The sequence below is a fragment of the Rothia kristinae genome (genome assembly GCF_016028855.1).
Lineage (GTDB): Bacteria > Actinomycetota > Actinomycetes > Actinomycetales > Micrococcaceae > Rothia > Rothia kristinae.
Genome location: NZ_CP065738.1, coordinates 85,253 through 98,103, shown reverse-complemented (window position 1 = coordinate 98,103; position 12,851 = coordinate 85,253). Strand labels below are relative to the sequence as shown.

At 73.3% G+C, this 12,851-nt stretch carries 11 protein-coding genes; 10 read left to right on the top strand and 1 reads right to left on the bottom strand.

Annotated features, from left to right (window positions below):
• Positions 1 to 138: 138 nt before the first annotated feature.
• Positions 139 to 1,797 (top strand): S1C family serine protease, encoded by a 1,659-nt coding sequence (locus I6G21_RS00425; RefSeq protein WP_232238455.1) that lies wholly within the window; start codon positions 139 to 141, stop codon positions 1,795 to 1,797.
• A gap of 131 nt (positions 1,798 to 1,928) precedes the next feature.
• Here the strand turns inward: I6G21_RS00425 and I6G21_RS00420 are convergent, their stop codons facing one another.
• Positions 1,929 to 2,393, bottom strand: coding sequence for a tRNA (cytidine(34)-2'-O)-methyltransferase (locus tag I6G21_RS00420; RefSeq protein WP_129357429.1), 465 nt, complete (start codon positions 2,391 to 2,393; stop codon positions 1,929 to 1,931).
• 184 nt (positions 2,394 to 2,577) lie between these two features.
• Here I6G21_RS00420 and I6G21_RS00415 point away from each other — a divergent pair, with 184 nt between their 5' ends.
• The 9 genes from I6G21_RS00415 (at position 2,578) to hpf (ending at position 12,661) form a co-directional block, all read left to right on the top strand.
• Positions 2,578 to 3,783, top strand: a complete 1,206-nt coding sequence (locus I6G21_RS00415) for a cysteine desulfurase family protein (protein WP_129357430.1) — start codon at positions 2,578 to 2,580, stop codon at positions 3,781 to 3,783.
• A gap of 91 nt (positions 3,784 to 3,874) precedes the next feature.
• A complete protein-coding gene (mnmA, locus tag I6G21_RS00410; RefSeq protein WP_129357431.1) occupies positions 3,875 to 5,062 on the top strand; it encodes a tRNA 2-thiouridine(34) synthase MnmA in 1,188 nt (395 codons plus the stop codon).
• Between the two features lie 10 nt (positions 5,063 to 5,072).
• Positions 5,073 to 5,465: a chorismate mutase gene (locus I6G21_RS00405; protein WP_058731379.1), complete on the top strand. Its 393-nt coding sequence runs from the start codon at positions 5,073 to 5,075 to the stop codon at positions 5,463 to 5,465.
• Entirely contained in the window at positions 5,458 to 6,528 is a 1,071-nt protein-coding gene (locus I6G21_RS00400) for a hypothetical protein (protein ID WP_129357432.1), read from the top strand. The genes I6G21_RS00405 and I6G21_RS00400 overlap by 8 nt, the downstream gene beginning before the upstream one ends.
• A gap of 196 nt (positions 6,529 to 6,724) precedes the next feature.
• Positions 6,725 to 7,414, top strand: a complete 690-nt coding sequence (gene mtrA, locus I6G21_RS00395; protein ID WP_129357433.1) for an MtrAB system response regulator MtrA — start codon at positions 6,725 to 6,727, stop codon at positions 7,412 to 7,414.
• 13 nt (positions 7,415 to 7,427) lie between these two features.
• Entirely contained in the window at positions 7,428 to 9,161 is a 1,734-nt protein-coding gene (gene mtrB, locus I6G21_RS00390; RefSeq protein ID WP_061225039.1) for an MtrAB system histidine kinase MtrB, read from the top strand.
• A complete protein-coding gene (locus I6G21_RS00385) occupies positions 9,158 to 10,864 on the top strand; it encodes an LpqB family beta-propeller domain-containing protein (protein ID WP_129357434.1) in 1,707 nt (568 codons plus the stop codon). Before mtrB ends, I6G21_RS00385 begins: the two co-directional genes overlap by 4 nt.
• An 89-nt stretch (positions 10,865 to 10,953) precedes the next feature.
• Positions 10,954 to 11,778: a ComF family protein gene (locus I6G21_RS00380; protein WP_129357435.1), complete on the top strand. Its 825-nt coding sequence runs from the start codon at positions 10,954 to 10,956 to the stop codon at positions 11,776 to 11,778.
• Positions 11,779 to 11,965: 187 nt separating this feature from the next.
• A complete protein-coding gene (hpf, locus tag I6G21_RS00375; RefSeq protein ID WP_058731373.1) occupies positions 11,966 to 12,661 on the top strand; it encodes a ribosome hibernation-promoting factor, HPF/YfiA family in 696 nt (231 codons plus the stop codon).
• Positions 12,662 to 12,851: the final 190 nt, after the last annotated feature.

Below are 12,851 nucleotides of genomic sequence, written 5' to 3'. Positions count from 1 at the left end.
ATCAGGAAACGTCCAGAATCCGCACACAGGGGGCACAGCCGAGCGGAGCACAGTGGAAGCGAGCATCGGGGCGCCGTGCGCACCGGCGCGGTCGCACCGCCCCCCCCATCAGCAGGACCCGGCATGAAAGGCTCGAGGATGACCACCCCGCCCCAGGACCCCCACCAGCCCGACGGTCACGAGGACCGGACCCGGCCCCACCCGTGGGCCGAACAGGAGCCGTCCACCCGCCCGATCGGCGCCGACGCCGGCGCCCAGCGCATCCAGGGCACCCGCCCCGCAGGCACCGCACAGGAAGGCACCCGCCCGGCAGGCTCCGGGCAGGAGGGCACTGCGCAGGAGAGCACCGCGGCCTACCCCACCTGGGCCGGGCAGGCCTCCGGGGCGAGGACCCAGGAGCAGGCGGCCGCCACCGCCGAGCAGCCCACCCAGGCCACCCAGACCGCGGCCCAGCCCGCGGCCTACGGATACGGCTACGGCGAGGGCGGATACGGCGGCGGCGACGGCGGCTGGGGCACCGCGGGCCAGCCCACCTACCAGCCCGCCTCACCGCGGCGGGATCGCCGCCGGTTCGGCGCCGGCACCCTGATCGCCGGGATGGCGGTGGCCGCGCTGATCGGCGGGGGTGCTGCCGCAGGGACCACGGGGCTGATCGAGGCGAACTCCGCCTCCACGAGCTCCTCCTCCGGCAGCGGCGGCACGACCATCGTCAACGACCACAGCTCGGTCAACGAGGTCACCGCCGCGGCGCAGAAGGCCTCGCCCTCCGTGGTGACCATCGCCGTCACCGGCAGCGGGGAGTCCGGCACCGGCTCCGGGGTGATCCTGGACAAACAGGGCCACATCCTCACCAACACCCACGTGGCCACCCTGGACGGGGCCACCGCGAACGCGACCGCCGAGGTGCAGCTGTCCGACGGCTCCGTGCGCTCCGCGCAGGTGGTGGGCACGGATCCCACCTCGGATCTGGCCGTGCTGAAGATCGACGCGAACGGCCTGGACCTCACCCCGGCCACCCTGGGCGACTCCAGCAAGCTCAACGTCGGGGACACGGCCGTGGCCATCGGCTCCCCGCTGGGCCTGAGCGGCACCGTCACGGACGGCATCGTCTCCAACCTCAACCGCACGATCTCCGTGGCCTCCTCCGCGGCCCCTGAGGGCGGGGACACCGAGGACTCCTCCCAGAGCTCGCCCTTCCAGTTCCAGTTCCCGGATAAGAACGGGCGCACCCAGACGACCCAGTCCAACTCCACGATCTCTCTGGCGGTGCTGCAGACCGACGCCGCGATCAACCCCGGCAACTCCGGCGGGGCCCTGGTCAACAAGGACGGCGAGGTCATCGGCATCAACGTCGCGATCGCCTCGGCCGGGTCCAGCAGCGGCTCCGAATCCAGCGGCTCCACCGGCAACATCGGCGTCGGCTTCTCCATCCCCGTGGACTACGCCAAGCGGGTGGCCCAGGAGATCATCGACGACGGGCACGCGACCCACGGGCTGCTGGGGGCCTCGGTGGCCTCCAGCCCCGCGGATGGGGACAAGTCCCAGACCTTCAGCGACGGTGCCGTCATCAAGCGGCTGAGCTCCGACGGCCCGGCCCAGCAGGCGGGGCTGTCCACCGGCGACGTCATCACCGAGCTGGACGGGCGCCAGATCACCGACGCCGAATCCCTGACCGCCAGCGTGCGCGAGGCCGCGGCCGGGCAGAAGGTCACCGTGAAGTACCAGCGCAACGGCAGCGAGAAGACCGCGGAGGTCACCCTGGGCAGCGCTTCGGACAGCTCCTCCTCCAGCCGCTGAGCCGGCGGCTGACCTCACCCGACGACGCCGCGCCGGCCCCGATCCTTCCGGGGCCGGCGCGGCGTCGTCTCGCGTGCGCGGCCGAACCCTGCGGGGCCACCCCGAGGGATGCGGGCCCGCGGGACTGTGCGCTAGAGCACCCCGCCGAAGTCGTGCTGGCGCCAGGCCTCGTACACCGCGATGGACGCGGAGTTGGCCAGGTTCAGGGAGCGGCGCCCCGGCAGCATGGGGATGCGCACCCGCTCGGTGACGTGCGGATCCTCCTGCACCTGCCGCGGCAGGCCCACGGACTCCCGACCGAACATCAGCACATCCCCCTCCTCATAGGCGATGTCCGCGTAGCTGACCCGGGCCGTGGTGGAGAAGGCGAAGATCCGGCGCCCGGCCAGCACCGCCCACGCGGAATCCAGGTCCGGGTGCACCGTCATCACCGCGAGGTCGTGGTAGTCCAGGCCGGCGCGGCGCAGGTGCGCATCCGAGAGGTCGAAGCCCAGCGGCTCCACCAGGTGCAGGTGCGCCCCGGTCACCGCGGCCAGGCGGATCGCGTTGCCGGTGTTGCCGGGGATCTCCGGGGTGTGGAAGAGGATGTCGAACACGGTCCCACAGTCTAGGCCCCCGCCCGGTGACGCAGGGCTCTTGCCCGGGACGCGCACGGCGCGCGTAGCATGGGGTGTCCGCCGCGGCGCCCCCGGCGTCGCCGAAGCATCCGTCGCATCCACCGCACCAGCCGCATCCACGGCACCCGCCGCACACGCCGCATCCGCCGGGAAGGAGCCCGCCATGGTCCGGGAGGCCTACCTCGACCACGCCGCCACCACGCCCGTGGATCCGCGCGCCCTGGAGGCCATGCTCGCCCAGCTGCGCGCCGGCGGCAACGCCTCCGCCCTGCACGGGGCCGGGCGATCGGCCCGCTCCGCCGTGGAAACCGCGCGGGAGCAGATCGCCGCCAGCCTCGGGGCGGATCCGGCCGAGGTCATCCTCACCGGCGGCGGCACGGAGGCCGACAACCTCGCCGTCAAGGGCATGTACTGGGCCCGGCGCGAGCAGGACCCCCGCCGCACCCGCATCGCGGTCTCCGCGGTGGAGCACCAGGCGGTGCGCGAGACCGTGGAATGGCTGGCCGAGCACCAGGGTGCCGCACTGGACTGGCTGGAGGTCGACGCCGAGGGTCGGGTCCACCCGCAGACCCTGCGCGAGGCCCTGGCCGCCCACCCGGGACAGCACGCGCTGGTCGCGGTGATGTGGGCCAACAGCGAGGTCGGCACCATCCAGCCGGTCGCCGAGCTCGCGCAGATCGCCGCCGCGGCGCAGGTGCCCTTCCACACCGACGCCGTGCAGGCCTACGGCAGCCTGCCCGTGGACTTCCGCGCCGTGGGCGCGACCACCATGGCGGTGTCCGGGCACAAGATCGGCGCGCCCTTCGGCGTCGGCGCCCTGGTGGCCGTGCGCACCGCCCCCCTGCAGGCACTGATCCACGGCGGCGGGCAGGAGCGCGGGGTGCGCTCGGGGACCGTGGACGCCCCCGGTGCCGCCGGCTTCGGGGCCGCCGCGGCCGGGCTGGCGGATCTGCAGACCGAGGCCGCGAGGATCCGCGGCCTGCGCGATCGCCTGGTGGCCGGGGTGCGCGAGCGCGTCCCGCAGGCCGTGCTGCGCGGACCCGCGGACCTCGGGGCGGCCTCCCGCCTGCCCGGCAACGCCCTGTTCACCTTCCCCGGCTGCGAGGGAGACTCCCTGCTGTTCCTGCTGGACATGGCCGGGGTGCGCACCTCCACGGGCTCCGCGTGCAACGCGGGGGTCCCCCGCCCCTCCGAGGTCCTGCTGGCCATGGGCCTGACGGAGGCCGAGGCGCGCGGGGCCCAGCGGTTCACCCTGGGCCGCACCAGCACCGAGCAGGACGTGCGGGCCCTCCTGGAGGCCCTGCCCCAGGCCTATCGGCAGGCCGCGGCCGCCGGCATGGCCGATCATGTCCCGGGTGGCGCCTGGTGAGCGCGGGCCGTACCCGGACGGCGTCCGGCCGACGGCGCGGCCGGGTCGGCGGGCAGAGGAACGGACGGACGAACACGAGGAGGAGCACAGCATGAGGGTCCTGGCGGCGATGAGCGGGGGAGTGGACTCCGCGGTGGCGGCCGCGCGCGCGGTGGATGCCGGGCACGACGTCGTCGGGGTGCACCTGGCCCTGTCCCGGATGCCCGGGACCTTGCGCACCGGCTCGCGCGGGTGCTGCACCATCGAGGACTCGATGGACGCCCGGCGCATCTGCGACAAGCTCGGCATCCCCTTCTATGTCTGGGACTTCTCCGAGCGGTTCAAGCAGGACGTGGTGGATGACTTCATCGGCGAGTACGCCGCCGGACGCACCCCCAACCCCTGCATGCGCTGCAACGAGAAGATCAAGTTCGCGGCCCTGCTGGAGAAGGCTCTCGCCCTGGGATTCGACGCCGTGTGCACCGGGCACTACGCCAGGATCGCGCGCGATCCCGACGGGAGCCCCGAGCTGCACCGGGCCGCGGACTGGGCCAAGGACCAGTCCTACGTGCTCGGCGTGCTCACCGAGGCCCAGCTGGAGCACGCGATGTTCCCCCTGGCCGAGACCCCCACCAAGGCCGAGGTGCGCGCCGAGGCCGCCGAGCGCGGCTTCGCGATCGCGAAGAAGGCCGATTCCCACGACATCTGCTTCATCCCCGACGGGGACACCCGCGGCTGGCTCGAGGAGCGCATCGACCTGCAGGAGGGGCCGATCAAGGACACCTCCGGGCAGGTGCTGGGCACTCACCGCGGGGCGCGGGCCTTCACCGTGGGCCAGCGCAAGGGCCTGGCGATCGGGCGGCCCGCCCCGGATGGGAAGCCCCGCTTCGTCCTGGAGATCCACCCGAAGACCAACGAGGTCGTCGTCGGGCCGAAGGAGATGCTGGCCGTGGAGGAGATCCTCGGGATCCGGCAGAGCTGGGCCGGGCGCCCGGTGCCCGAGGCGCAGGCCTTCCTGCAGGCCCGTGCGCGCGGGGAGGCCCCGGAGGCCTCCGAGGCCTTCGAGGTCATGGCGCAGGTGCGCGCCCACGCGGATCCGGTGCCGGCCACGGCCCGGCTGCGCGAGGCCGAGGTGGACGGGCGCACGGCCGTGCAGCTGGTGGTGCGCCTGCGCGGCCCGCTGCGCGGGGTGGCCCCCGGGCAGACCCTGGTGATCTACCAGGGCACCCGGGTGCTGGGTCAGGCGACGATCCACCGCGCCTACTCCCTGGACCGGCCCGACGTGGTTCCGGCCCCGTAGACTGCCCTGCATGAACGCCCACCACACCGAGGACGAGACCCCCGCCGCCCCCGCCTTCGACGAGCGGGCCAGCTCCCTGAGCGACATCGATCCCGAGGTCTTCGAGGAGCTGCTGGCCATGCGCGGCACGATCGACAACATCGACGCCGCCCTGATCCACCTGCTCGCCGAGCGCTTCCGCGCGACCCAGCGGGTGGGGCATCTGAAGGCCGAGCATCGCCTGCCCCCGGGGGACCCGGACCGGGAGGCCGCCCAGATCCGGCGCCTGCGGGCCCTGGCCGAGGACTCCCACCTGGACCCGGCCTTCGCCGAGAAGTTCCTGAGCTTCATCGTCAGCGAGGTGATCCGCCACCACGAGCGCATCGCGGAGCAGCACGAGAAGGAGCGCGCCCGGAATGACTGAACCCGGTCCGACCGAGACCGACCCGCTGCCTCGGCTGGGCGCGGCGCGGCTGAGCGCGGGCACCCGGGGATCCCTGCCGGGCACCGACATGCCCGAGTCCCTGCGGATGCTGCGCGGGGAGCTGGGTGACCCGCACCAGGGGGCGCTGCCCGTGCTGCCGGAGACCGGCTGGGCCGGAACCCGCCTGGCGCGCACGGTGGCCACCCTGGGCGGCCTGTCCGCTGACCTGCAGGCTGCCGGGTGGCGGCTGCGGGAGAGCCCGGGCCGGGAGGCCCGCACCGCCGCTGCGCGGCTGAGCTCGGATGTGCAGGCACTGGCCGACGCGATCGGCGCGGAATCCTCCGGGCACCGCGGCACCACCGTGGTGGACCTGATCGGCCCGCTGAGCCTGGCTGCCGAGCTGCACCTCGGGGAGGGCCGCGCCGTGGTGGCCGATCACGGGGCCCGCCGGGATCTGCGCGAGGCCCAGCGGGCCGGCCTGGCCGACCTGGTGCGCGCCCTGCGCACCGCGCTGGACGGGGAGGAGCTTTTCCTGCGGGTGCGCGAACCCCGGGCCGAGGAGGTGCTGGCGGGCCGGGTGCCCACCGCCTCCGGTCTGCGCACCCTGCGCGCCGTGCCCCGCGGGGAGGCCCGCGCGGCCCTGAGCGAGCTGGCCCTGGCGGCCCGGTCGCTGGGCCTGGGCACGATCCTCGATCAGGGCGGGCCCGTACCCGATCCGGACCTGCGGGCGGAATTCGATGCGGTGGCCGTGCGTCCGGCGAGCACCGACCCGCGGGACTGGGAAGCCGCGGCCGCCGCGCACGATACCGGTCTCGGTCTGCGCCTGGGGGTGCTCACCGGTCCGGACACCCGGGGACGGCTGCCGGACCCGGGGCGCGAGGCCGCAGCCCTGTGGCGCACCTGGCGCAGCCTGGGCCTGGGGCAGGAGCACCTGCGGGGGATCGCGCTGGAGGAGCGGGCGGATCTGGATCCCGTGGCCCCGGAACGGGTCGCGTCGCTGCTGGGCGTGGGGGCGCGCACCGCGCAGATCCTGGCGGAGCTGGCCGCCGAGGACGCGGAGTAGGCCCTCCGCAGCCAGCGGTTCTCGCGTCGCTATCGCATGCCGTCATCTGAGCGCCGTCGCCGCCGCGGCCTCGGCACGGCATCGTACCGAGTCAGCCCTGCGGATCACGTAGGGTTGGAGTGCTCCCGTGCGCCGCGGAACCGGGCCAGGCCGCGGCCGGGAGGCGACAGCGGCATCGAGCGGGAAAGGGGCGCGAGTGAAAGCGCGGATTCTGGTGGTCGACGACGACGAGGCTCTGGCCGAGATGGTCGGGATCGTGCTGTCCAACGAGGGCTTCGAGCCGACCTTCTGCGAGACCGGGGACCGCGCCGTCTCCGCCTTCGAAAGCTACGACCCGGACCTGATCCTGCTGGATCTCATGCTGCCCGGGATGACCGGGATCCAGGTGTGCGAGAAGATCCGGGAGACCTCGGATGTGCCGATCATCATGCTCACCGCCAAGTCCGACACCGAGGACGTGGTGCGGGGGCTGGAGGCAGGCGCCGATGACTACATCGCCAAGCCCTTCAAGCCGGCCGAGCTGCTGGCCCGCATCCGCACCCGCCTGCGCATCGGGGAGACCCGCTCCGCGGACCGCCTGGAGATCGGGGACCTGCACGTGGACCTGGCCGGGCGCGCCGTGACCCGGGACGGGCAGACCGTGCGCCTGACCCCCCTGGAGTTCGACCTGCTGGTCAACCTCGCCCAGGAGCCCGGGCAGGTGCTCTCCCGGGACACGCTCCTGGATCGGATCTGGGGCATGGACTCCGATGCCGACCGCCGCCTGGTCAATGTCCACATCCAGCGTCTGCGCGCCAAGATCGAGAAGGACCCGGAGAATCCGGAGCTGATCCAGACCGTGCGCGGGGTGGGCTACAAGGCCAACGCCCACCAGGTCCGCCGCTAGCCCTCACCCGCCCATGGCCCGTCACCTCAGCCGCCCGCTGCGCCGCGTCCTCGGCGTCGTGCCCGCGCTCTGGCGCGCCCTGCGCCAGCGCTGGCGCACCTCCCTGCAGTTCTCCGCGGTCGTGGTGGCCACCTCCCTGTCCCTGCTCGCCTTCCTGTTCGCCGGCTCCTTCCTGTCCACGCAGATCGCCAGCAGCCTGTTCCGGGAGTCCCAGAGCCAGGCGCTGGAGGAGTCCTCCAAGGGCTTCTCCGATGTGCAGGGCATCCTCAACAGCTCGGACGCTTCCAGCCAGGCCGAGATCCAGAAGCTCATCCAGAGCTCCCTGACCATCCTCGAGACCCACGGGGCCGACGCCAAGCGCCAGTGGATCCTCATCCCCGTCGGCGCAGGCTCGGATCAGGCCGGTGTGGGCGCCCAGGCGCAGAACCGGTGGATGAGCCCCTCCAGCGTGCCGCAGGACCTGCAGGAGGAGGTCACCGGAGGCGACGGGGTGTTCTGGAAGTCCGCCTCGCTGCCGGTGGATGAGCACGGCACCCCGGTGCCGGTGCTGATCGTCGGGTCCACGGTGCACCTGAACCAGGGGGATCGGTATGCGCTGTACCTGGTCTACGACCTCTCCTCCTCCCAGCAGACCCTGGACTACATCCAGTTCGTCATCACCGTGGGCTTCGCGATCCTGCTGGTCTTCGTCGCCACGATCGTCTGGTGGGTGACCCGCTCCGTGATCCGCCCCATCTCCCAGACCGCGGCGGCCGCCGAGCGTCTGGCCGACGGGGACCTGGACGATCGCGTCGTCATCCGCGGGGAGAACGAGGCGGCCGTGCTCGGCGCGTCGTTCAACGAGATGGCCGACTCCATCCAGCACCAGATCGAGCAGCTGGAGACCCTGTCCAAGATGCAGCAGCGCTTCGTCTCCGACGTCTCCCACGAGCTGCGCACCCCGCTGACGACCGTGAAGATGGCCGCGGAGCTGCTCTACGACGGGCGCGAGCGGATGGAGCCGTCCTTCCAGCGCTCTACCGAGCTGATGTACCACCAGGTGGACCGCTTCGAATCCCTCCTGGCGGATCTGCTGGAGATCTCCCGCTTCGACGCCGGCTCCGCGACCCTGGACGTGTCCACGGTGGACCTGGCCGATCTCGTGGAGGACACCATCGAGTCCGTGCGCCCGCACCTGGACCGCGCCGGTCTGACGGTGCGCCTGCACGGGGAGCAGCTGCGCTGCGCGGTGCAGATGGATCCCCGGCGGATCGAGCGGGTGCTGCGCAACCTCCTGGTCAACGCGATCGAGCACTCCGAGGGCCGGCCCCTGGACATCTGGCTGGCCGCCGGGACCCACGACGCCGCCGTGGCGGTGCGCGACCACGGCATCGGAATGACCGCGGAGCAGTCCCAGCGGGTCTTCGACCGCTTCTGGCGGGCCGACCCCTCGCGCAAGCGCACGCTGGGCGGCACCGGACTGGGGCTGTCCATCGCGGCCGAGGACGTGCGCCTGCACGGCGGCCGACTGGAAGCCTGGGGAGAGCCGGGTCAGGGCGCCTGCTTCCGCCTCACCCTGCCGCTGCACCAGGGCGAGACGGCCGGCGACTCCCCGCTGGGCCTGCCCCCGGATGGGATCCCGGACCCTGCGCCGTCGGCTACGGCGGACCCAGCAGATGCGCAGGCCGACGCCGCGAGCGGGGCCGCTCACGATCCCAGCCCCGTCGACTCCAGCCCCGTCGACCCCGGAACGGAGGACCGAGCATGATCACCGCCCGCCCGATCCCGACAGGACGCCGTCCGCGTGTCCGGAGAATCCTGCTGGCCCTGCTGGCCCTGATCCTGGGACTGACCGCCTGCGGCCGCATCCCCACGGACGGGCAGGTCTACCACTACGCGGAAGGCGAGACCTCCAGCGCCACCCCGACCCCGGCCTACAGTCCCGCCGGGCCCCGAGAGGGAGACGATCCGGAGCAGATCCTGCGCGGCTTCTTCGAAGCAGGCACCGGCGTGGAGGACGACTACGCCGTAGCACGCTCCTTCCTGACCCGGGACCTGGCGGCCAGCTGGTCCCCGGAGGATGAGACCTGGGTGTACCGGGACGGGATCACCGCGGAGGGCGACGGCGGCCAGGACCGGCTCCGCGCCGAGATCCCGGTGGCCACCCACGTGGACGACCGCGGCATCGCGACCTCCTATGACGAGCCGGACACCCGCACCCTGCACGTGGGCTTCACCCGGGTGGACGGGCAGTGGCGGATCAGCAGCATCCCGAACGGCACGGCCCTGACGCGCACGCAGTTCGAGCGGCTGTTCCGCTCCTTCTCCCTCTACTTCTACGACCCCACCTACACCTACGCGGTGCCCGACATCCGCTGGTTCGTCAGCCGGCCCACCGTGGCGACCTCCCTGGTGCGGGTTCTGCTGCAGGGTCCCGCCCCCTACCTGACCGGGGCCGTGGTCTCCCCGATCCCGGCGGGGACCTCCCTGCAGCGAGCCTCGGTGCCGGTCGATGGGGGTGTGGCCCAGGTGGGGCTGACCGGAGGTGAGATCTCGAAGGCCGGGCAGCTGACCCTGGAGCGGATGCACTCCCAGCTGCGCCAGACCCTCTCCGGGATCACGGCGATCTCGGACGCGGCGATCAGCATCGACGACAAGAAGATCGACGTCGGCCAGGTCTCCGACTACCGCGAGCCCCAGAAGGATCCCCAGGTCGGCGAGCAGCAGGTGGGGGTGCGCGAGGACGAGCTGGTCTCCTACGCGCCGGACCAGGTCCGCGCCATCTCCGACCTGCAGGCGCCGCTGAGCGCACCGCGCCAGCCGGGGACGGATCCGAGCCGCTCGGTCTACGCCTACCTGGATGAGGACCGCGGCCACCTCGGGGTGCGCGCCAAGAACGGCACTGCCCTGGACCTGGACCTGCCGGGGCGGCTGACCCGCCCCAGCATCGACTTCCGACGGTGGGTCTGGACCGCCTCCGCCGACGGCACCGTGCACGCGGTGCTGGGGGATCGGGATGGGCAGCAGCCGCGCACCGTCACCGCCGACTGGCTGCGGGGTCAGAGCGTCTCCTCCCTGCGGATCTCCCGGGACGGCACCCGGGCCCTGGTGGTCACAGGGGAGGGTTCTGCCGCCCGGCTGTGGGTGGCAGGTGTGGTGCGGGAGGAGAATGGGGCGCCCACCCGCCTGCTCGATCCGCTGCGGGTCTCCACGACGGTGCACCCCGCCCAAGCCCGGTGGATCTCGGATTCGGCCGCGGTCATCGCCGACACAGCCGGAGACGGGGTGGAGGTCATGCACCTGACCGGCCGCTCGGATCAGCTGGACGGGCTGTCCGGGATCGAGGCGATCAGCGGCGGGGACGGGGTGCAGAGCGTCTACGCCCAGACCTCCTCCGACGTCTATCGTCTCTCCGGCGCCTCGTGGTCCCGCGTCGAGACGGCGGTGCGAGACCTGGCCTACCCCGGCTGAGCCCGCCCCCCGGTGGGATCCGCGGGGTTATCCACAGGCGAGCCGGCAGGGCTTGTCCGGGGTGCGTCGATGCGGCACAGTCTCGGCGCATGGACGATGACGCTGCGGTCTCGCGCCGCCTGGATGCCTGGGCCCTGCGGGCGGGGGACTGGGTCGAGCAGACGCTGGAGGCGCTGCTGCCCCGCTCCTGCGCCTGCTGCGGCGTGGGGATCCGGGGACTGTGTCCGGTGTGCTCGGCGCTGTTCCACCGGTTCACGGCCCGTCCGTGCGATGCCGCGGCCTGGGCCCCGCGGTGGCCGGATGCGCTGCCCTGTGCGGCCGCCGGGGCCTACCGCCACGAGGCCGCACGGCTGCTGCTGGCGTGGAAGAACGGCGGGCGCACGGACGCCCAGCCGGTGCTCGCCCGGGCCCTGGCCCGCGCGCTGGCCGCGACCCTGGCCGAGGCCCTGGCGGATGCGCCGGGAACGCGCGAGGTCCTGATCGTGCCCGTGCCCTCCTCCGCCGCGGCGTTCCGCCGCCGCGGCTTCGTCCCGGCACAGGCCCTCGCGCGGGGTGCGCTGGCCGAGCTGCGGCGCGGCGGCGGTCCCGACGGGGTGCGCCTGCGACTGGTCCCGTGCCTGCGCCGTCGGGGGCGGCCCCCGGGGAAGCTCGCATGGGGTGCCGCCCGCGGCGGGCAGAAGGGTCTGGGGGCCGGGCAGCGTCGGGCCCGGGTCCATCACTCCATGGTCGCCGCCGTCAGCCCGCCGTGGTCCTGGTGCGGCTTCTCGGTGCGGCTGGACGGTGCCCGCTGCGTGCTGGTCGACGACGTGCTGACCACCGGGGCCAGCCTGGAGGAAGCCCGCCGGGCGATCCTCGAGGCCGGGGGCGTGGTGCTCGGGGCGGCCGTGGTCGCGGCGGTCCGTCTGCCCGATTGAGGCGCCTCCTGCGGCTCGGGGCGGTGGATCGCGCGGCGTCATGGTGTGACCTGCCCGACGTCGCCCGGGTAGGGTGGGGACAGGGAGTCGGTCAGATCCGCTCCTCGTGCGGCGGCCCTTGTCGGGTCCGGCGTGACGGCCCCTGGCAGGCCGACCGCACCCCGCCTCTTCCCTCAGGGAGGTCATCGTGGAACTCACCGTCTACGGCCGCAACGTCAAGGTCCCCGAGCGCATGCGCGAATACGTCGAGGAGAAGGTCGAGAAGTTCGAGAAGCTCAACGACCGGGTGGAATCCATCGACGTGAAGGTCGCGAAGGTCGGCAGCGGGCCCCAGTCCATCACCGTCGAGATCACCGTGCACGGGCCCGGCCCGGTGCTGCGGGCCGAGGCCACCGGCGCGGACAAGTTCGCCGTGTTCGACGACGCCTACGGCAAGCTGCTGGAGCGCCTGCGCCGCGCCCGTGACCGGCGCAAGATCCGCCGTGGGCATGCCCGCCCCCAGTCGGTCTCCGAGGCCACCGGCGCCCTGCCCGTGATCGAGGCGGGGCAGCAGCAGGCCCGCATCGAGTTGCCCGCGGAGGAGGCTTCCGCCGAGGAGGTCCCCGTGGAGGAGGCGGCCTTCGACCAGGACTACCCGCTGACCGCGGAGATCTCCCCGGTGCAGATCCGGCGCAAGACCTTCCCGGCGGAGCAGCTGAGCGTGGACCAGGCCGTGGACCGGATGGAGCTGGTCGGCCACGACTTCTACCTGTTCATCGACGAGGAGCTGGGCCGCCCGGCCGCCGTCTACCGTCGCAAGGGCTGGACCTACGGGGTCATCACCCTCGGGGAGGACGCGCCCGAGGAGGGCACCACCGAGACTCGGGTCTACCAGGCCTCCTGAGGACCCGTCACCGTGTTCGCGGGGCCCGGGGTGCGGCTGGCGCCTCCCCGGGCCCCGTTCGCGCGCTCCCAGCGGATTCCCATGCGCGAGAACCGGACGCGGTGCGGCGCATCGCGTAGACTGCGCTGATGGGTCCGCCCGGCACACCCGCCCCGCGGCGGCCGACGCCGCGCACGGACCCTGGACCGCG